Origin of the sequence: Chryseobacterium capnotolerans (assembly GCF_021278965.1) — a bacterium.
GTDB classification, from domain to species: domain Bacteria; phylum Bacteroidota; class Bacteroidia; order Flavobacteriales; family Weeksellaceae; genus Chryseobacterium; species Chryseobacterium capnotolerans.
Genome location: NZ_CP065589.1, coordinates 1186449 through 1207158 on the forward strand (window position 1 = coordinate 1186449; position 20710 = coordinate 1207158).

Below are 20710 nucleotides of genomic sequence, written 5' to 3' on the forward strand. Positions count from 1 at the left end.
GTTCTCTTTGGAGAACACTGTTTTTTTATGGAATGATATCAATACATTTCTTCATTGTAAATTTGTCTTCCAAGATAGAAAAGCTCATGTTTTTTAAGATTCACATTATCTTCAAAAATATCATGAACAAAATGAACCAATTCATTGACTTTTTCCCTTTGGGTAATTCTGATCCTGGATTCAAAATTAGAAGTAAATCCACTTTTGGTATAATTCAATGAACCTAGATAGGCTACTTTTCTATCAATTATATAAATCTTAGAATGCAAGAATTTATTGTCATAACGGTTATTCCTTATGTATTTGAAATTTAAATTTTCAGAATAATGATAAGTGTAAATTTCCATTTTTTCAATTTCTGTTTTCTTTTCCCAGCATCTGAAAAATCCATACAGAGAGGGAATAGCAATTAAAAGGGCAACCAGATTGTTTGAATTGGTAAGATCATCAACAAGATGGATCCCGAAATAAATCAGAGCAAAGATTCCCAGACAGAATAGAATAATAGAAGATAAAAAGAAAAGATTTTTCAGGCTTTCCCTTTTCTCCTTTTTCTTTACATCTGTCACCCGATTCTGGTGGATCAGCTTTCGTAATACACTTCCGTACTGTTCAGGTCGAAGATCACTGAATGCCAATCTCACATTGATATTTCTGTTCTTCAGCATCAGAAGATCATCCACCTTTACTTCATCAATATAGGGAGAGATGATGAGAACTTCTGCTTTTGCATCCAGAATGTCTTTATTTAATTGATTTCCTGCATTTTGACCTACGAAGACTTCAACGCCTTCACTGTTTTCAGTATCGATCTTAAAATAATATTTTTTCTTTTCCTTATAATACACGTTTTCTTTCTTAAATAGTATTGAAATTATATGTTTCCAGATATATCTGTTTTTTAAAGAGATCAGCTCCCGCAGCTGGAGGTTTCGCACAATCCGGATTTTAGGCGTCAAATTTACGTTTCTTTTTATTCTCTGCTTTATGGAAAAGCATAAAAAAAACCTGACATCTTTCTAGTGTCAGGTCCTGAACAATATGGAGTTTTTTTAAGCTAACTTGAAGATTATTCTTTTTTGTTTTCGAGATCTTCATCATTCTCTAATCTTTCGAAGAAGATCAGAAAATCTTCTTCACTTGGGATATCAAGCTTTTTTCTTAATCTGTATTTTTTCTGCTGAGCAGATTTGTGTTCAATGGACATATAAGAAGCAATCTGCTTAGAACTGAAATCAAGCTTTATCATAGCACATAACGAGAGATCTGCAGAAGAGAGATCGCTATTTCTTTTGAGTAATGCTTCAATGAAATTGGGGTAGAGTTCCTGAAATCGGGTTAAGAATGAAGAATCGTTACTTTCTGCCAGCATCATCAGTTCACTATTGTTTTCACTGATTTTATGATTCAAGGTTTCATTTTCATTTTGCAAACGCGTTATATTGTGCTTTAAGTCAGAGCTTTCATCGATGATCTGTTTTTTAACCCGGTTCAGTTTTTTATATAGCAAAAAGGCAATGAGTATGACTATTAGTAACATCAAGCCTGAAAAGATAATGGTATTGAATTTAAAAGTCTGTGCAGAGACTTCTTTTTCAGTCAGTAATTTGTCAATAAGCAAATTGACAGTGTTATTCTGATTTTGTGATAATTGTTCTTTGGCGTGGGTGAATTTATTATTGAATTCTGCCTCTTTCTCTTGATCTCCCAGGTAGCCATAGGTTTCTGCCATAGCTTCATACATAAAAGGAATATTATACACCTTATGAGTTTTGATAAAGATATCCAATCCTTTCTGATAGTATTTTAAAGATAGGGAGTCTTTCTCTTCCGCTTTATAATAATCGCCTACAATTCTGTAGATTTGTCCTTTCTGCGAATCTAATATTCTTTTTTTTTAGTGTTAAGAGCAAGTGCCCTGTCGATATAAAATTTTGCAGAATCTATTCGCTTTGTATAGTATAGATGGTGTTTTGCAATCAAACTGTTGATCAAATCCGTATTGTCAATATTCATTGCTTTATGAAAATACATCAATGCAGAATCATTCTGCTTGATATCATAAAGGAAATCTGCTCTGTTCGAAAAAACTTTCTGCAGGTTATATTGCTTTTTATCTGTTAAAGAGCATTGGCGGGTATGGTAAAGTGCTTTAGCATTATATTCAAGAGCTGTTTTGTAAAGTTTGGTTACTTTGCTCATCTGGCCGTATTCCTGAAATAGCCTTGCTTTGAGCGCTTCATTATCAGAGTTTTTGAGTAATGCTTCTGCCTTTTTAAAAATACCAGTCCTTTTTCATAGTTTCCTACAGTGACAGAAAGATTGGATATGTTCATATAGCAAAGAGCTGCACCGTCTGTATAGCCATTTTTTTGTGCCATATGGAGGTACTCTTGGTTAAGCTGTAATGCTTTTTCATAGTTCCCGGAAAGGCGGAGAGCATCACTCTTCTGAAGCAGCGGATAATCGAAACTTTCTTTTTCCTTATTTTTTGAAGTACAGTTGATGAGTACACTGCAAAGTACAAGTAATGGGAAGAAGTTTCTTTTGAAGAAATCGATTTTTTTCATAGGGTAGGATCGATAGCAAACTTAAGAATAAATCAGACAAATTTTATGATAAAGACTAAAGATCTAAGAATAATTCATACGAATCAAATAGTTTGTAATAATAAAATGAGTTATTAAATGGAAGATCAACAATAGAGTATATGTTTATTAAAATAGTAGAGATCCTCACAGTGAAAGCACCGAAGCATTTTTTGTTTTCCGGCGGATGGAATGGGTAATAAAATTGATTCCTTATTTTTGCATGGAATACATCCTAAAATATGACCAATATATTTTCTGACAATCATCAAGTAGATGTGGTTTCTACGTTTGCTGAACTTGTAAATAATAATTTTCAGGGAAATATCAATGCTATGTGCTGGTACAGGAAATTAGATGGAGATTTTAAAGAAATTGTTTCCAAACTTCAATTAAAAGATAATATTACTGAAATTTCTACTGAAGATCTTTTAAGATTAGAACTCTCAGAGGAAGGAAATATGGCCAGAGAGATAATCCTGAATGATTTACAATTATTAACTGATTTCGGAGCGTCACCTTCTCTTAATCTGCTTAAAAATTATGAACGGGATGAAGAATTCAGTTTTATTTCAACGGATGTTTATTCATATCATGTGGATCGATCACCCATTGGAACAGATACTTTTTTATGTACTTATTTTGGGGCTTCGAGTGACATATTGCCCAATGAACAGGCTGTACCCAAAATAGATGTTCCTGAAATTCGGGAAAAACTCAAGGAATTACATGATGGACCTGAAGAATTTGAAGACTTTCTAAAGGACTGTTTTTTTGATCTGCATTATCAGGCTAAACCCAATGCAGAACCTACCAATCTAGGATTAGGACATCTTTGGAGGCTGGCTGTAGATCATCCTGAACAAAAAGTTCTGCCTTGTGTACATAGAGCTCCTGTTGAAAACGAAGGTGAATACCGCCTGCTTTTGATTTGTTAAATCATATGGTAGTATTAGGTTTTTCATTCAAAAGTAGTATCTTTAAATGATATTATCTTATTTTACGGTCTGTTGGCTGTGGATTAAGATTATAACTGTATTGAATTTTGACGGCTAATGATTAGATCGATTGTAATTTTAATTTTCTTTTTGAGTGGTTTTTTCTTTTTAAATGCACAGGAAAAGAAAGATTCACTTTATTATAAAATAGAAGAATTTTCAGATAAAAGAAAAGTTACCAAATTTCTTCATCGCTTCATATTTCGTAGGGAAGCCGATTCTGCTTCTGTTAAATCCAGAACTGAAAAGCTGCCGCAGGAAGCCTATAATAAAAGATACATCCGGAATATCAGGATCGAAACCATTGATCCTTTTGGATATGATTCCAAAGATCAGAAAGAAAAACTGAAATGGTATGACTGGTTTACAGACCACCTTCATTCTACAACAAGAACTTCTACCGTTAATAATTATTTGCTTTTTAAAGAAGGGGAGGAGTACAATGCTCAGAAACTCTATGAATCTGAACGTTTGCTGAGAACAATGCCTTTTATCAACAGAGTGAATATAAGTGTTGCAGATGATGCTTCCAGTAAAGACTCTATTGATGTAGTGGTAAAAGTTCTTGATTCCTGGAGCTTAAAACCGAGAGTGAGTTATTCAGGAAGTAAAATTGGTCTTGGAGTAACTGAAGAAAATGTACTGGGGCTAGGTCATACATTTGATTTTCTTTACAGAAATGATTCCAAAGAAAAACAGGATTATGTTTTGGGAAGCTATACAACCTATAATCTTTTTGGGTCTTATATCAGTGCTCAAATTCTTGGAGAACGAGATTTTTTGAGAAATGAAAGAATTAATTTTAATGTCAGACGAGACTTCTTCTCCCCATTGACAAAATGGGCTGGTGGTTTTACTTTTGAATATTTTATGCGGAATGTTTTGCTACCGATAGAAACAGATGCTGCTTTTCCGGAAGTTCAGATCAAAGTGTACAGTCAGGACTTATGGGGTGGTTATCAGATCCCGGTTTCATCAAATCCTAAGGAAAAAGTCAGCAGCAATATTGCCATTATAGGGAGATTCCAGAACTATCAGTATAAAGACAGTCCTGGAATTGATCAGTATAAGTATTTTAGTTCTTACAACAGTTTTTTGATGTCTGTAGGGCTTATTAACAGACGGTTTTCTGTTCAGAAGAATATTTTTCAATATGATTTGCCGGAGGATATCGCTTACGGAAACTCTGTGAATCTTATTGCAGGCGGCTTATCGAGAAATAAAGAAGTGAACCCTTATGTAGGAATTTCTGCATCGTATGGCAGTTTTACAAAGCTGGGATATTTTACCTTGAAAGCCCAATTTGGTAGATTTTTTAATGAAGACAGCCAAAACAGAGAATCTTTCCGTGTAGATGGAACGTATTTTACCAATCTTATGGACTGGAAGTTTGCTAAGGTAAGACATTTCTTTTCTCCTACGTTAGCGTTGGGAAATCCCCAGCATAATTATTCTTACAAAGACAGAATTAATCTTTCTTCACCAGATGAGTTTCCCGTTTATAACGGAGATTATATCGGGACTAAAAAAATGGTCTTAAGGTATCAGCTTCAGATGTTTATTCATAAAACCTGGAAGAACTTCCATTTCAGTCCGTATTTAACAATGGCAGTAGGATGGTTGGGAATGCCTGATGATAAACTGTTGAGTACCCGTGCCAACACTAAAATAGGATTAGGCGTTTTAATTAATAATCCGTTTTTGGTCTTCAACAGAATTCAGATTTCCTTTACCTATTATCCACGGGTTCCTTTTGACAATAACTCTGTTTTTGATTTTAACAGTAACCGAAATAACCTGCTGCCAATGAACAGCTTTGCAACAGAGGTACCGCACTTTGTGAATTTTGGGAATTGATGAATGTTTGAATTATTGTCTTCTAATATTAATTGATGTAGATAACAATAAAAAAATCTGTTTATTTCCCGATATAAAATATGAATTATTCTGAAAGTCAGGAGTTTAATTTGTTATGAGTATAATCATAAGGATATGTTACTATATACTATACCTTTGAAGAAACATAATAGTTGTAGTCAATCTCTACACATTCTACAACCTTACCCTTCTTAATTGAGGGGTTTTAATTTTATAGTGGAGCATCATGAATACTATTCTACTGGTCTTACAATTTTAGAACTGATATTTTATTACAATGCCTTACTATTAAGTCCAATGTCAGCAATTTTACTCAGTGTTTTATCACATTTTTTTTCTTCATTTAGGGTTGCTAAAAGATTTTTTAAACATACATTTTCCTTAAGAACTTTTGCATAGGCAGCGAGTGTCCCGTACGTTGAAATCTCATAATGTTCTACTTTCTGTGCAGCAGCTATTATGCCTGCATCCCTTACAGTGCCAGGTTTAGTTTCTTCTATGATACTCTTTCCTTCATCAAGAAGTCCTTGCATAGCATCACATTTTTTCGCCTGAGCCTTCTTTTTTAACGATTTAAAACACTCTTCAAGTCTTTTTACGTGGACTTCAGTTTCTAGCAGGTGGTTTTCAATAGCGAGCTTAAGCTTTTTATCTGTTGCATTTTTATACATTTTAGGTAAGTTTTTTACCAATGCCTTCTCTGCCCAATAGATGTCTTTTAACCCATCTTCAAACAGATCTTTCAATCCTTTAGACGCCGTTTTTTTTGCTGGTGTTTTTCCTCCCTTTATAGTTGAGGCTGATTTTGAAGATGTTTTTTTTGATACGGTTTTAGTTGCCATAATATTAGATTTAGTGTGATAATCTTAACTGTTGCAATTCTAAGGCCATTTGTGTCTTAATATGACCCAGCTCATAAAGCTCATAAATTGATAACAGACAGATCAAATACATTAGAATAAAAAATGTTACGTTATGAAAAGAAATTTATTTAACAGGTTTGCGGATTAGGTGGTTTGCTTTACAGGGTAATGCAGGGCTTTTATATCCTGAATAAATCAATTATTTTGTGAATCGCCTCTTTTGAGCTCCCTTTCAATTTCGTCGATTTCTGGTAGCGGTAGAAGGTAGCTTTCTCTAATATAATTTAATATACTTTCATTTGTTTTATTGTTTATTTTTCTGATGAAAAGCTGGTTACCAGATTTGAGAGATGCTATTAAATCTTCAGCATATAGATCTTTGTTAAAAAAAGCTTTTTCAATTATTGCTCTTTTGTCATCGTTGATAATAATATCACTAAAGTCCGTATTCATAAAAACGGTCTGGAAAAATGATTCAGCTGGTAAAAGAGTATGCAGGTAATAGTCTTCAAAATCCATTACCCGTTTGTTGTTGGTCATAAAGACACATGTTTCTCTTGTTAGAATAAACCATTTTCCACCAATATAGGGTATAACACCTTTCATAAATTCTCTTTTATAAATAAATGAAGATATTTTATGGGTCAGCTCTGTAAAATGATTTTGTATCCTTTGAAGTGTATCAGGCCTGTAAAATTTCTGATCATAATAAAAAAGATAATTTCTTCCGTTATTAACGGTAAGGAATTGACGGATAATGTTTTGTGATTTTAGTGGGGAGTCTTCACCACTCAGGTTAATAAAATAATCCCAGTCATGGCTTACATTCAAAAGATATTCCATCGCATTAAGTTCAGCCTGGATCATACTAAATCCTCCGGATACAATATTCATGCTTTCCAAAATATACACATTGGGAAAGTGTATTAAATATAATTGTATTTCTTCTGTAAATTCTGCTTTTGCTTTCCGGTCAATGTGAATAAGATAAAATTGATCTCTTGTATAAATCTTCTGAAACATCTCTTTAAATGCATCAGGTCTATGATGGATGATAATAAAGTAAGCAATCGTAACCTGCGGGGCTGAGTGCAGATCTGAAGTTTGGGAATGGGGGTGAGTTATGGGAAATGAAGTTTGCATGGGGCTGAAATTTAAAATCATCCGCACAGGCAAACAATTCAGTTTATGTGCGTAAGGTACAAATATATTTTTGATAATCAGTTAATTAAATTTGATGCTGCCTGATTATTTTATGGTACATTTGCAATGCATTTATAAAACAGGTTTCTGCCTTTGCCATTCTGTAATAGTTTAAATTCACCATTTTTTCTTTCAGTTTTTGCTTTTTCAGCCGCCCAATTATCAATCGGGTTTCGAATGTGAAAACACTCCATAAGTCTTTTCATCCTAGAATGATACGTTATTGCAGGCTCATGAATACTACACAGGTAATTTATCGGAAGTTAAGCAAGTAAAATGATGAAAAGAATTTCTTTGTTCATCATTATGATACACCAATTCAAATTCTGAAAAGGGAATTTGCTTACAAAATATCGGGAAGACCGAAAATTATGATGAGTTTCAAAAATTTAAATTTAATCAATCCCATTATCCGTGCTGTAACAGAAGCAGGGTATTCTAAGCCAACTGAAATACAGTATACAGCAATACCCCATATTCTTGCCGGAAAAGATATTATAGGATGTGCCCAGACAGGTACAGGAAAAACGGCAGCATTTGCAATGCCTATTCTTCAGCTTTTAAAAAAATATACCCCTGATCATAAAGAGATCAGAACATTAATACTTACGCCAACCCGGGAATTAGCAATACAGATTGAAGAGAATTTTGCTGTGTACAGCAAATATTTACCTTTATCACAGCTTTCTATTTATGGAGGCGTCTCAGCAGGTGGCCAGCTTGCGGCTCTTAGGAAAAGAGTAGATATTCTGGTGGCTACACCCGGCAGATTACTGGATTTGGTTAATCAAAGACATATTGATCTTTCTAAAATAGAAATATTTGTTTTGGATGAAGCAGACAGAATGCTTGATATGGGATTTATCAATGATGTCAAAAAAGTTTTAAAGCTGATTCCCCAGAAAAGGCAGACCTTATTTTTCTCTGCCACAATGCCTTCAGGTATAAGAAAATTTGCGGAAACAATTTTGAATAATCCGGTAGAGGTTACTGTAACTCCGGTATCTTCAACTGCACAAACAGTGAAACAATCCGTTTATTTTGTGGAAAAAAGAGATAAAACGGGGTTGTTGATTGATTTATTGCAAAATGAAAATATGAGGCGTTCACTGGTTTTTACCCGTACTAAGCATGTTGCCAATAAGCTGGTACAGCAATTGGAAGGAGTAGGGATTTTTGCTGCAGCGATTCATGGGAACAAATCCCAGACCGCAAGACAGAATGCACTTGATGATTTTAAAAGCAGTAAGATTAAAGTATTGGTAGCTACAGATATTGCCGCCAGAGGAATTGATATTGATGATCTTCCTCATGTAGTAAACTATGAGCTTCCCAATATTCCGGAAACGTATGTCCACAGGATCGGAAGAACCGGAAGGGCAGGAACGGAAGGTACCGCTATTTCATTTTGCGATACCGAAGAGCGCTTAGATCTTAAAAATATTCAAAAACTGATAGGATTCACAATGCCGGTCAGATCATTTTATAAATAAAATCTGTAGAGTTTACAGAAAACAATAAATAATTTTTTAATAATAATTACAATGCAACAAGGCACAGTAAAATTTTTCAATGAAGCAAAAGGCTTCGGATTTATTTCTCCTACAGACGGGAGTAAAGATATATTTGTACATTCTTCAGGATTAGACTCAAGATCAATCCGTGAAAATGATAAAGTCGTTTTCGATGTACAAAAGAGTGATAAAGGTTTAAATGCGGTTAATGTAAAACTGGCATAATTAAGCTTTAATATCATCTGTTTGAAATAAATATTATTTTCAATTTCAGTATCATATTTTTATATTTTTTTACAATTGAAATCCAAAAACCTTTGGTATCTGGATATATTGTTTGAAAGAACATTAATGTAAGTTAGATTACTTTTTATTTTCATAATGTTCATTTGCCTCTCACATAACGTGAGAGGTTTTTTCAAGAAAGAACTCCAGTCAGCTTATTATAAAAACAAAGACAATAGATAGAATAATGATCATCAATAATTTTACAGAATATAAAGCTTTGGAAGGTCAAATGGTCGGGTTTTCTGACTGGCATACCATAGATCAGAATCAAATCAACAGGTTTGCAGAGGCAACCTTAGATGACCAGTGGATTCATATCAATGAGGAAAAGGCAAAAAAGAAAGCCCTTTTACATCAACTATTGCTCATGGCTATTTGCTGTTATCGCTGATCCCTTATCTCTGGAAACAAATTGCTGAGGTGAGAAATGTAAAAATGGAAATCAATTATGGGATTGAGAATCTTAAATTTGGCCAGGCTGTTCCTGTAAATAGCGATGTGAAACTACAGGCTACTGTGAAATCGGTGACAGACCTCAGAGGAACTATAAAAGTAGTGGTGGAAGCTAAGCTTCTTATAAGAAATCATGCGAAACCTGCCTATACAGGGGATGTAATTTTTCTATATCATTTTTTATAATAAGAAGCCAGATTAAAAAGATTAAAATACGGGAAGTCCCCAATATCTTACTGTTTGGATTATGATTCTAACATTTGATTAAATAACTTTTTCATATAAAATCATAGTGATCCAGTCTTATCACAAAATAATGTTCAATTGTTTTTTGAGCTTTTTTGCACATTGATAAAAGATCATTTCCTGATGTATTGTCAAAACTAAAGTCATCATGGGTTTTTACGACATATTCGGTTACTATTTCAATATTCATTAAATCAATTTCCGTTACATCGGTTTTCAACCTATGTTCTTCTTTGAAGAAAGGAATTTTACGGAAAATAGAATCGTTAAACCGAAAGAGGTGTATTGTTTTCATTGCAAAAATATTTAATAAGATAAAAAATTTAGATTGAGGTTCATTAAGAAAGCTTACCTTTCATTTTCCTGTTGATACCTCTTTTGGATAAGATACGGTCTTATGGTTATGGATGTATCTGCCTGAAAGTATATCCAGATTATTCATAGCCGCTTTTTATTATCGTTACGATCATCTTAAAGCGCTTATTTCCTTTTATAGAATGAGATTTTTGGGCAGGAATGATAATGCATTCACCCTCTTCCATAAAATAAGACGCTCCGTCTATAATGATTTCAGCTTTACCTTCAATAATCTGTGCAACAGTATCAAAAGGAGAAATCTTTTCAGATAACCCTTCTTTGTCATCAAAAGATAAAATACTGATATTACCGGTCAGTTTTTCCAGTATATTTTTACTCACTACAGAATTTGGGATGTAATCTACAATCTGGCTTGTAATATATACTTTCGATTTTTCAAGTTCTCTATGATTCATCACTGTGGTTTTAAACATAAAAAGAGCAAATGGTATTGTAAATAAAAGGGACAGAACTGTCTAATATCCCATCCCTTTTTCCAGTGAAAGCTTTTGATAAATATATCTTTTCATTGGCCTTAACTGTCCTTGAAAACAATTTATGAAAGATTGATTTCTTTGATAATATTGAGAACTTCTTCACGGTTTTTTCTTAATCTGTTTCCGATTCTTTCCAGCATTTCCCTTTCTTTCCCTTCTTCAAGTTTCAGATCGTGGTCCGTTAATGTTGAAAATTTTTCTTTCAGTTGTTTTGACTGCTCAATCCAGGCTCCAGGAGTTTTGAAAAATTTGTCGCCTTTGTTTTGGTTTGTGTCCATAAGGTGGATTTTAGTGTAACTTCATTGCTACAGTACAAAGTTGGGTGTTTAATAATCTATTATATTACAGATTGTTTCTTTAATGTTGCACATATCACACTTTTGCAAAATTCCAGTTTATTTTTAAGCATCTGTAAGACGGGTGATCATAAAAACAGTGGCTTTGATGACTATTCATGAAGTAATGGAGATTATTGGGCCTTAAGACATGATTACAAACCTAAAATACTACTATATAATTCCTAATAAGTGATTAATTAATCGTATCTTGCTGATTCACTACATTGAACTGATGATCCGGACCCTAAGTTCCGATCTATTCACTTTTTCATTATTTGATATTTCCAGTATAATCTCTTTAGTCTGCTTCAAATCATTTATAGAAACTGTTTTGAAAAAGAGAATATAAATCTTGTGATTTTCTCCAAAGGACAATTCAATTGTAAAAATTATTAATGCTTTTATGTATATAAAAAAATATTTATGGATGTGGACGTTTTTGGTTCCTATTCTGGCGTGGTTATCTTATGTTGGCAATTTTGTTTTTTCATCAGGGTATTACTCTGTGATTCTTGCTTTATTTTTGATGGGGAGTGTTTTGGCAGCGGTGTATCACTCCGAAGTTATTGCCCATCGTTTGGGAGAGCCATTTGGAACTTTGCTTTTGGCATTTGCTATTACGGTCATAGAAGTAGGACTTATTATTTCTATTATGATGGGAGCAAAAGGCTTAGAAACCATTACCCTTGCCAGAGATACGGTTTTTGCTGCCGTAATGATAATCCTTACCGGAATCATTGGGAGCTGTATTGTGATAGGTTCCTTAAGATACAGAGAACAGAGCTTTACATTACAGGGGGTAAGTACGGCACTCATTACGCTCACGTCAGTGATTATTTTTGTGCTTATTCTGCCTAATTATACGGTGAGTCATCTCGGAGGCGAATATACATCCTTTCAATTGCTTTTTATCGCCTTGATTTCTTTAGGACTTTATCTTGGATTTACTATGATCCAAACATTTAGACATCGAAGCTTTTTCATTTCTCCAGAGAACAAACTATCCAAAAATCAGCCTGTACAAGACAATCATGAACTGATTTCCCGAAAACAATTGTATATCAGTTGTATATTGTTACTATTATCCCTGGGAATAGTCGTTTTACTGGCAAAGCTTCTTTCAAAGGATGTTGAGCATATAGTGGTTTCCGCAGGTGCCCCAAAATCTCTTGTAGGGATCATTATTGCAGGTATTGTTCTGCTTCCGGAAGGACTGGCTGCATTCAGAGCTGCAAAAAGTGATCAGATCCAAACCTCATTAAATCTGGCATTTGGTTCTGCTTTGGCCAGCATCGGACTCAGTATTCCGGCCATAGCCATTATATCTGTAATGACCGGTATAAGAATGACATTAGGGATAGATATTAAGTCAACAATACTTTTGGGACTATCTCTTTTTATTATAACTGTTTCACTGGCAACAGGCAGAACTAATATCATGCAGGGGATTGTACTGATCGCTATATTTTTAATTTATCTTTTTATTACAATCGTACCATAAACTTACTTAAGATAGCTTAATTAAATCTTATTATTTTGGAAAACAGAGCCTTGCCATAAGATAGCTTACCGTGGATTCTGCTCCCTGATTGAGATTAACATTTTTCTCTTCAAGCCCATCATAACATCCGCCTGTTGCAGGGTTATAAATAATCTGATGTAAATGATTCTTTCCTAAAAACCAACTAAAAGCATTTCTCATCATCTGCAAGTATTTTTCATCCTTAAAAACCTTATAGAATGTGGATAATGCCAATATGGTATAAGCGACATCAATAGGCTGTTCACCACCAATTGATTCAGCACTTTTAATCGTTTCTTTTTGCAGCCATCCTTTGTTGGATATTACTTTAATGGCTCCCTTACTAAATGTTTTAGAAAGCAAAAACTTGAATGATTCAATGGCAACCTGTTTATACATTTCGTCCTGGGTTGTAATCCAGGCACACAATAAAGCTTCAGGGAGTACACTGTTTCCATAGGTCAGGTAGCTTTCAAACCAGTGCCAGTCTTTATGTTTCTCATGCTGATACATTTTTACCAGTCGATTGGCAAGTTTTTTCAATAATGGAATATTGTTTTCAGAGTTTTGATAATGCAATCCCTTTATAATAAAAGCCATTGCACGGGTAGAATGAATTTTATCAATAGACGGAAGACTTTTTTCAATGATGGACTCTGCTTCATCAGAAAACAGTTGTGGTAAGATTGCTTTTATAGAAAGAAGGTACCCCAGTGCCCAGATTGCCCTACCATTGGAATCTTCAAGGTTGGTTTCGTAGTTCTGTTGTGCAAATTCCTTGTCTTGATTTACATAGTTGAGAAAACTACCATCTGGTTGTTGACAAAACTTTATTACATTCAGGTAGGTTGAGATCAAGTCAAGATCAGATTCATCTCTGCTTACTTCATAATGTCTGCAGGCTACAATCAAAGCACGGGCATTATCGTCCAAAGTATACCCGGAATTGATATCAGGTTTGTTGATTTTAGAAAATTGGATCATTCCAAAATCCGTTGTCATATTTTTGATATGGCTAAGATTAATGTTGGGGAATGTATAGTGTAATGTCATTTTGTATTTATTGTATTGTTGAAATAATAAGGCGTGTGAAATAGAAGAATTCTCCCAGGCTGTGGAAGCCATTTTTTCCAGACTATTTGATCGTAATTTTTCCTGAGCAGTTTCATTTTTCAGTAATGTATTCACGGCAGCAGCAAGCTGTTCCGGAGCTTCAAAATCAATAATGATTCCCAGGTCTTCATTTAAGACTTCCAAAGCATGAGGAATAGGGGTGGAAACAATAGGGCATCCACAGCTGATGGCATAGGAAAAAGTACCGCTTACTGCCTGATTTCTGTCTTTTGAAGTGAAAAGATAGATATTGGTAAGCTGAAGATAATCTAGCAACTCATTCAAAGGCAGATATTGGTTGATAAAGTACGTATGTTTTTCCAGATGAAGCCTCTTAATGGTATCCTGTAAAAAATCACGGTACTTTTCTCCTTCATATTTAATGATTCCGGGATGTGTCTTTCCGATAATCAGGAACATTACATCCGGATTTTGGGAAACGATTTCAGGCAGAGCTTCTAAAGTGGTTTCAATATTTTTCCCAGCACCCAGTAAACCAAACGTTGAAAGTACCTTTTTATCTTTAAATCCGTATTTTGTTTTCAGTGAAATTTTGTCGATAAATGGTAGCAGGTGAGTACCATGGGGGATTACTTTAATTTTATCAGAGGGAATATCATAATCAGCAGAAAGGATGTCTGCAGAAATACCTGTCATCACAATAATAGATTTGCAGAAACTGCTGATTTCTTTTACTTTTTCTTTTAATTCTCGATCCGGTTTCGGCAAAACGGTGTGAAAAGTAATGATGAGGTCTTTCTCTAAGTTTTGAAGAAAAAGCAGTAACCCGTTTTTAGCTTCAGTGAAAAATCCAAATTCATGCTGGAGCATAACCAGTTGAATCCTGTCATTTTTGTTGATTTTATCAGCCAGCTCTAAATAAGATATGGCATCGGATGTATTTAAGCGATATTCTGGATCTTTTTCATATTGATAATGCTCATCCCCAGTTTCCATCGGGCAGATGATGATGGTAAATGATTCATTGAACTTTATCTGAAGAGATTGTATTAAATCCTGGCAATAGGTTGCAATACCGCACACCTTAGGAGGAAAAGTGCTTATAAAGATAATTTCAGGCTTATGATGAATTGTGTTTTTTTTACTTTGTACAGATCGTCTTTTTGTCTTTTCCCCCACGTCTGATTTTATATTTTTATTCATGATGATATCTGTTTTAAAGTCTGACATTCTGTATTGAATAGTCAGTTATGATATGTACCGTAGTAATTCTTTCAGTAATTCTGAAAGACTTAAAGAGGCAACTGCAATTCTTTTATCCGCTGCTCCATAGTAAACATGGATTGTATCTCCTTCTACGATGGCTCCGGTAGGGAAGCAGACATTGTTTACTTCTCCCTTCTGTTCCCATTCTTCTTCAGGTTTGAAAAGAGGGTAAGGAAGTCTTGAAATTTCCTTTTTGGGATTATCAAGATCCAGTAAAGCAGCACATGCACTGTAAACATATCCTTCAATAGTATCATGTACCCCATGGTATATCAAAAGCCATCCATGCTTGGTTTCTATAGGGGGACATCCTCCGCCAATATAGCTTACCTCGTGTTCATATTTAGGAGATAATACAATATGTTCTTTAAAGTGAAGGAAGTAATCTTTCCAGAAATCAGGATTCAGATCTTCAATGTTTTCTATACTTGTAATTTGGATATCAGGTCTTATGCGATGAAGAAAATAAAGCTTACCGTTAATTCTTCTTGGGAAAAATATGACATTTTTATCCCAAAGGAAGATCTCTTTATCCTTTTTATGAGCAGGCGGGAGTTTGTTGAAGCGTCTGTACTTTTCCCCTATTTCACCTTGGGATTCTGTCAAAAATTTAAACTTTTTGTACAGAATTTTTGGGACAATAATCCCTACTTTTTCCCATGATATAAGATCCTTCGATATGGCAAGTGTTCCCAATGCGTTAATTCCGTCATAACTGGTATAGGTAAGATAAAATAATTGATCGATTTTTACGATTCTTGGATCTTCAACACCATGTTTTTCATATTCAAACTCGGGGATGATAACCGGATTGTTCAGCCGGGTTTCTATAGTCTTATAATCTGATAATATACAGTATCCGATAGTGGAGAAATTATTCTTTGCAAGAGCCCTGTACAATAAATGTATTTTTCCATTATCATGAATAACTGCTGGATTTAAAACACCCTCACTCTCAAAATCTAATGTCGTTTTTCTGAGTATAATTCCGTCTTTTTTCAGAGCTACCATTTAGCTGCTGGTATTTCGGGCTTCATTTTCCCTGTATTTTCTTTTGTTCATTTTATCCTCCCGTTTCTCTTTTGCGGATTTTGCGGGTGGAGTTTTATCTGATTTCTTTTTTCCGTCCTTTTCTTTTGACATTGTGAAATATTTTTTGTTACCTGTAAATTTCAATCATTAAAAAAGGAAAGCTTTGCAATTGTCTTTTAATTTGTTGTATAAATCATAGATATTTCCGATTGAATAGACTAACTTTGGATAAATAGCTGTTAATGAAATAATTGACAGGTATAAATCGTAAGGGAGATGAAGTTGTATATAAAATATATGGTAAGTTTGCGCTGCAAAATGGTTGTCCATCAGGAATTGGAAAAACTGGGCATCAAAAATGCTGTCGTCGATTTGGGAACAGTAGAATTATTGGATGATATTAGCTCAGAACAAAGACAAATCCTTAAAGAAAATTTACTTAAAACAGGGCTTGAAGTATTAGATGATAAAAAAAGTATCCTGATAGAGAAAATAAAGAATGTAGTGATCGAAATGATTCATTATTCAGATGAGCTTCCAAAAGAAAATTTCTCAGATTATATAAGTGAAAAATTAGGATATGACTATACTTATCTTGCGAATACCTTTTCTGAAGTGAAAGGAATGACACTCCAGCATTTTATCATTATTAATAAAGTAGAAAAGGTAAAAGAACTGCTGTTGTATGATGAACTGAATCTTACAGAAATTTCTTATAAACTCAACTACAGCAGTGTGGCCCACCTTTCTAACCAGTTTAAAAAGATCACAGGGCTTTCTCCTTCATTTTATAAGCAGTTGAAACAAAGACGCCTTGGCAATCTGGAAGATTTATAAAAGGTGTGATATATGTAAGATTATTTCGGATATATATAGCGTAGTCTATATTGAAACGGCCATCTTTGTAATATAATAATCAGGAATTTATCAGATCCATTAAAGTTTATATCACCATAAATAATGCAAATTTTAGACTGGAAAATATAGCGAGCAGTTGAAAGTATACATCATACAAAATGCTGGTCTCCCCTATTTGAAAACATTGTAGTAGTAAAAAAAGATTGGGAAAAGCGAATATACACCATGATAAAATTAATAGACTTAGGGATTCTCAATTTTAATAATGAGCTTATTAAAATCTCTATAAAATAGGTAAATCTGTTTTCAGAAGGTTTTAATTAATTAAGGATAGGAACCTCTGGTTTCTATCCTTTTTAACCCTATTGATATATAATATATTGCATCCACTGAATCAACAAAAAGAAATCTGTTTGAACATCAATGAATAAACAACGTTTTTATATACAAAACAGGCTTTTCTTATTATCACCCTAACGCTGGAAGTCATGAAAACAATACATCTTTTTCAATTTAAGAATTCCATTTCCCGAAAACATCCTTTTTTTAAGGAAGAATGCAGATTAGATAATTTAAATGATTTAATGGCTTATGATCTTATGAACACTGAAAAAGTAACTGAGTTCATTATTGAGGTTCATGATGATTTTATTTTTGAAGATATGACCAGAGAAGATCTTTTATCAATGTGCAGCAATGCCAAGGAAATGATTGAGCATTATTTTGTAACAACCATGAATGACTATGACGTTATCTGAACATTGATTTCAGCAGCGTAAAAAGCTTTTTAGATTAACATTAAATTTTAGATGCCATGAAATTTCAGCAAAGTTTACTTGATTATCTCAGTACTTCACTCATTACAATGAATGAAACGGTTTCTATAGCAGAAAGTGTAACCTCGGGGCTAATACAGCTGGCTTTTTCCCAAATGCCCAATGCAAAACTGTTTTACAAAGGAGGAATAACAACTTTTACCTTACCTGAAAAAATTAACTTTTTAGATATCAATAGGATTGAAGTTGAGGAAAATGGCTTTGAGACCCAAAAAATGGCAAATACAATGGCTGTAAAGGTTGCTGAATCATTTGGAACAGATTGGGGTATTTCTTCTACGGGATATGCTGCATCTGTAAGAAATTCAGGGTTTAAAGTGTATTCATTCTGCTCATTCAGTTATAAGGGGGAGATTGTGCTTTCCAAACGCATAGAACTTCATGATAAGACTCAGGCATTAGATGCGCAGTTATATTATACGGAATTTATTTTAGGATGTTATAAAAGTGCACTTAATCAGATCTTAATTTAATCTCAGTTCAGAATAAAAATTACAGGTTTGAAGCCAGGAGATGGAAGCCAGAAGTTGGAAGCCAGAAGTTATGAAAACTATCATTTTAATTTTCTTACGGACTCAGGTTTTCAAGATTCAACACTCTTAATGAGGCATTTAAAAAAGTTGATAAAAAGCCCTAAAGAATTATATTTGAATAAATAGCAACTGGTTTATTTATAATGTGATAGTATCTGTTAACTGCAGTGAATTAACCTATAAAATCTTGAAGTTTTTACTTTAGAATTGAGGAATAAAACTGGGGACAAATTCAAGTAATTTAAAACGTTAATTTCTTTATTTAAAATACGTAAAGCGCTGTAAAATAGCGCTTTATGTGATATTTTCTAAATTTCATTAATTTTAATGCAAGTTGTTGGTTTTCAATGGTTTGTTCTGGTTATTTCCCGATACAAAACTTAGAGAAAATATTTCCCAGCACTTCATCATTTGTAACCTCACCAGATATCTCCCCAAGATGTTCCAAAGCATTTCTCAGTTCATAAGCCAGTAACTCTGTAGAAATCTGGAAGGAAATTGCCTCTTTTACCTTGTTTACGGCATCCAAAGACTTTTGTAAAGCTTCGAAGTGGCGCTGGTTAGTGATAACCACATTATTCTCTTGTGATTTTAGCTGTTCAACGTAAGAAGATAATTCATTCTTAAGATCCTGAATGTTTTGATTCTCAACAGCAGATATTTTGATAAAATCAAATTCATGCGAAATTGCTTTTCTGAAAATATCTTCCACTGTTTCGTATTTTGTTGGAGTAACTTCGTCAATTTTGGTTGCGCAGATAATTAATTTCAGATCTTCTCTCAATAAAGATTGGATCATTTCAATATCTTCGGAGAAATCTTCAGTAGCAGCATCAGTCAAATAAACTAAAATATTGGCATTTTCTACCTTTTCCTTAGCTTTTTTCACACCAATGGCTTCAATTTCATCCACTGTTTCGCGTAATCCTGCAGTGTCAATTAAGCGGAAGGCATGGCCTTTAATATGAAGAACCTCTTCAATCGTATCTCTTGTGGTTCCTGCGATATTACTTACAATCGCTCTTTCCTCTTTCAGTAAAGCATTGAGTAGGGTAGATTTCCCTGCATTAGGTTTTCCGATAATCGCAACGGCAGTACCATTTTTAATGGCATTTCCATATTGAAAACTCTCGATTAGGGAATTTAATTTTAAATCAATTTTATCCAATAATCCGCTTAAAGCAGTTCTGTCAGCAAATTCTACATCTTCTTCAGCAAAATCCAGTTCCAATTCGATAAGAGAAACAAAGTTCAGAAGATCAGTTCTTAATAACGATATTTCGTTGGTGATTCCACCTTTTAGCTGGTTGATGGCTACTTTTCTGGAGGCTTCATTTTCAGAAGCAATTACATCTGCAATCGCTTCTGCCTGAGAAAGGTCAATCCTTCCATTGATGAATGCACGAAGCGTAAATTCTCCGGCTTTGGCCATTCTTGCTCCATTTTTTATAAGAGTTTCAAGAATACGTTTTCCGATATGTGGAGAGCCGTGAAAGGCAATTTCTACAGAATTTTCTGTAGTGAAACTTTTTGGTGCCAGGAAAATAGAAAGCATGATTTCATCAATAGCTTCTTCACCGTCCATAAAATACCCGTAGTGAATAGTATGGGATTTCTGTTTCTCCAGCTTTTTTGCAGGAAAACTTTTCTGAACTATGGGTAAAACATCATTTCCGGAAACTCTGATAATGCCTAAAGCACCTATTCCATTGGCTGTAGCCAGTGCACAAATAGTATCGTTATTCATGGTGCAAATTTACGGTTTTTAATGCAAATTTTACAGCAGTACCATATGTATTGTCTATACTTTATATTGGGAGAGGTTGCTGAGGAATGTCATTGTGTTTTCTGGATGTTATGTTTGAAACATACAAAATACGGTGATGGTAAATTTTAAAGTTAAATAGGATTGTGATTTTCAAAAACATCCATTGGTATTAATTGGATACTTGCTGCTCTTACTTTTTGTGATAATATCTTTAGATGATACCAGAAAAAGAAGCCCACTGTTGATATCGTTAGAAGTTGCTTTGATAGATAAATTTTATAATATCAATTTTTTGTGTTTTAACATCTAAAAAGTATGGATTATAGAATGATTGAAGTGTTTTTTGGACTGATAATATAATGTATTTCATAAATCGTACAATATTGATACATATTGTTTTATGTTTTTCAAAATTTACCTTTTTTGAAGGTAATAAGCCAATACATACTTGTGATAATATTGAATTTTTAAATAATCTAAAAAGATTTCTTAAATATATGTAGTTTTAAGTTGTGTAAAATGTTGTTTTTCAGTGGTTTGTTTTTGTTTTTAAATTAAACATTACAAAATATATTTTTTGTTTAAACAAAATCGGCAT

Annotated in this window: 23 protein-coding genes; 10 read left to right on the forward strand and 13 right to left on the reverse strand. The window is 33.8% G+C overall.

The window, feature by feature from the left end; translation table 11 throughout:
• Positions 1-38: 38 nt before the first annotated feature.
• The 4 genes from H5J24_RS05545 to H5J24_RS05560 form a co-directional block, all read right to left on the reverse strand.
• Entirely contained in the window at positions 39-848 is an 810-nt protein-coding gene (locus tag H5J24_RS05545; RefSeq protein WP_232816109.1) for a phospholipase D-like domain-containing protein, read from the reverse strand.
• Between the two features lie 221 nt (positions 849-1069).
• Positions 1070-1789, reverse strand: coding sequence for a helix-turn-helix transcriptional regulator (locus H5J24_RS05550; RefSeq protein WP_232816110.1), 720 nt, complete (start codon positions 1787-1789; stop codon positions 1070-1072).
• 92 nt (positions 1790-1881) lie between these two features.
• Positions 1882-2202: a hypothetical protein gene (locus H5J24_RS05555; RefSeq protein WP_232816111.1), complete on the reverse strand. Its 321-nt coding sequence runs from the start codon at positions 2200-2202 to the stop codon at positions 1882-1884.
• Complete coding sequence (locus H5J24_RS05560) at positions 2199-2570, reverse strand: hypothetical protein (protein ID WP_232816112.1); 372 nt, start codon at positions 2568-2570, stop codon at positions 2199-2201. The genes H5J24_RS05555 and H5J24_RS05560 overlap by 4 nt, the downstream gene beginning before the upstream one ends.
• A gap of 260 nt (positions 2571-2830) precedes the next feature.
• On the opposite strand from H5J24_RS05560, the gene H5J24_RS05565 reads away from it, so the two are divergent.
• Together H5J24_RS05565 and H5J24_RS05570 are read left to right on the forward strand one after the other, a co-directional pair.
• Positions 2831-3526: a DUF1826 domain-containing protein gene (locus tag H5J24_RS05565; RefSeq protein WP_068944040.1), complete on the forward strand. Its 696-nt coding sequence runs from the start codon at positions 2831-2833 to the stop codon at positions 3524-3526.
• A 150-nt stretch (positions 3527-3676) separates the two neighbouring features.
• Positions 3677-5443, forward strand: coding sequence for a BamA/TamA family outer membrane protein (locus H5J24_RS05570; RefSeq protein ID WP_232816113.1), 1767 nt, complete (start codon positions 3677-3679; stop codon positions 5441-5443).
• Between the two features lie 293 nt (positions 5444-5736).
• Here H5J24_RS05570 and H5J24_RS05575 read toward each other — a convergent pair whose 3' ends face one another.
• Both H5J24_RS05575 and H5J24_RS05580 read right to left on the reverse strand, forming a co-directional pair.
• The gene (locus H5J24_RS05575) at positions 5737-6306 is read right to left on the reverse strand and encodes a YciE/YciF ferroxidase family protein (protein ID WP_068944038.1); all 570 of its coding nucleotides are present in this window, start codon (positions 6304-6306) and stop codon (positions 5737-5739) included.
• Between the two features lie 216 nt (positions 6307-6522).
• Positions 6523-7470, reverse strand: a complete 948-nt coding sequence (locus tag H5J24_RS05580; protein ID WP_068944037.1) for a beta-1,6-N-acetylglucosaminyltransferase — start codon at positions 7468-7470, stop codon at positions 6523-6525.
• 434 nt (positions 7471-7904) lie between these two features.
• Here H5J24_RS05580 and H5J24_RS05585 point away from each other — a divergent pair, with 434 nt between their 5' ends.
• The 4 genes from H5J24_RS05585 (at position 7905) to H5J24_RS25490 (ending at position 9971) form a co-directional block, all read left to right on the forward strand.
• Complete coding sequence (locus H5J24_RS05585) at positions 7905-9023, forward strand: DEAD/DEAH box helicase (protein WP_068944036.1); 1119 nt, start codon at positions 7905-7907, stop codon at positions 9021-9023.
• A 51-nt stretch (positions 9024-9074) separates the two neighbouring features.
• A complete protein-coding gene (locus H5J24_RS05590) occupies positions 9075-9269 on the forward strand; it encodes a cold-shock protein (protein WP_002980989.1) in 195 nt (64 codons plus the stop codon).
• A 247-nt stretch (positions 9270-9516) separates the two neighbouring features.
• Positions 9517-9723, forward strand: a complete 207-nt coding sequence (locus tag H5J24_RS25485) for a MaoC/PaaZ C-terminal domain-containing protein (RefSeq protein ID WP_283250760.1) — start codon at positions 9517-9519, stop codon at positions 9721-9723.
• A complete protein-coding gene (locus H5J24_RS25490) occupies positions 9708-9971 on the forward strand; it encodes a hotdog family protein (RefSeq protein WP_283250761.1) in 264 nt (87 codons plus the stop codon). The genes H5J24_RS25485 and H5J24_RS25490 overlap by 16 nt, the downstream gene beginning before the upstream one ends.
• Before the next feature lie 91 nt (positions 9972-10062).
• Here the strand turns inward: H5J24_RS25490 and H5J24_RS05600 are convergent, their stop codons facing one another.
• The 3 genes from H5J24_RS05600 to H5J24_RS05610 form a co-directional block, all read right to left on the reverse strand.
• Positions 10063-10326, reverse strand: coding sequence for a heme oxygenase (locus tag H5J24_RS05600; RefSeq protein ID WP_068944034.1), 264 nt, complete (start codon positions 10324-10326; stop codon positions 10063-10065).
• A gap of 139 nt (positions 10327-10465) precedes the next feature.
• On the reverse strand, positions 10466-10804 hold the full coding sequence (locus H5J24_RS05605) for a cupin domain-containing protein (protein ID WP_068945157.1): 339 nt from the start codon (positions 10802-10804) through the stop codon (positions 10466-10468).
• 140 nt (positions 10805-10944) lie between these two features.
• Positions 10945-11163, reverse strand: a complete 219-nt coding sequence (locus tag H5J24_RS05610) for a hypothetical protein (protein ID WP_034692169.1) — start codon at positions 11161-11163, stop codon at positions 10945-10947.
• Between the two features lie 463 nt (positions 11164-11626).
• Here H5J24_RS05610 and H5J24_RS05615 point away from each other — a divergent pair, with 463 nt between their 5' ends.
• Positions 11627-12724: a calcium:cation antiporter gene (locus tag H5J24_RS05615; RefSeq protein ID WP_068944033.1), complete on the forward strand. Its 1098-nt coding sequence runs from the start codon at positions 11627-11629 to the stop codon at positions 12722-12724.
• Positions 12725-12754: 30 nt separating this feature from the next.
• On the opposite strand, the gene H5J24_RS05620 is transcribed toward H5J24_RS05615, so the two are convergent.
• The 3 genes from H5J24_RS05620 to H5J24_RS25495 are packed head-to-tail and all read right to left on the reverse strand — an operon-like array spanning position 12755 to position 16228.
• A complete protein-coding gene (locus tag H5J24_RS05620) occupies positions 12755-15022 on the reverse strand; it encodes a glycosyltransferase (RefSeq protein ID WP_228407652.1) in 2268 nt (755 codons plus the stop codon).
• A 45-nt stretch (positions 15023-15067) separates the two neighbouring features.
• Positions 15068-16096 (reverse strand): glycoside hydrolase family 130 protein, encoded by a 1029-nt coding sequence (locus H5J24_RS05625; RefSeq protein ID WP_068944032.1) that lies wholly within the window; start codon positions 16094-16096, stop codon positions 15068-15070.
• Positions 16097-16228 carry a hypothetical protein gene (locus tag H5J24_RS25495; RefSeq protein WP_262495892.1) on the reverse strand — a complete coding sequence of 44 codons (132 nt, stop codon included), beginning with the start codon at positions 16226-16228 and terminating at the stop codon, positions 16097-16099. It abuts the gene before it with no gap.
• 165 nt (positions 16229-16393) lie between these two features.
• On the opposite strand from H5J24_RS25495, the gene H5J24_RS05630 reads away from it, so the two are divergent.
• From H5J24_RS05630 to H5J24_RS05640, 3 genes are all read left to right on the forward strand, one after another.
• A complete protein-coding gene (locus H5J24_RS05630; protein WP_199161657.1) occupies positions 16394-16954 on the forward strand; it encodes a helix-turn-helix domain-containing protein in 561 nt (186 codons plus the stop codon).
• Between the two features lie 509 nt (positions 16955-17463).
• Positions 17464-17733 carry a heme oxygenase gene (locus H5J24_RS05635; protein WP_068944031.1) on the forward strand — a complete coding sequence of 90 codons (270 nt, stop codon included), beginning with the start codon at positions 17464-17466 and terminating at the stop codon, positions 17731-17733.
• A 56-nt stretch (positions 17734-17789) separates the two neighbouring features.
• Entirely contained in the window at positions 17790-18284 is a 495-nt protein-coding gene (locus H5J24_RS05640) for a CinA family protein (protein ID WP_068944030.1), read from the forward strand.
• A 421-nt stretch (positions 18285-18705) separates the two neighbouring features.
• On the opposite strand, the gene mnmE is transcribed toward H5J24_RS05640, so the two are convergent.
• Positions 18706-20091, reverse strand: coding sequence for a tRNA uridine-5-carboxymethylaminomethyl(34) synthesis GTPase MnmE (mnmE, locus tag H5J24_RS05645; protein WP_068944029.1), 1386 nt, complete (start codon positions 20089-20091; stop codon positions 18706-18708).
• Positions 20092-20710: the final 619 nt, after the last annotated feature.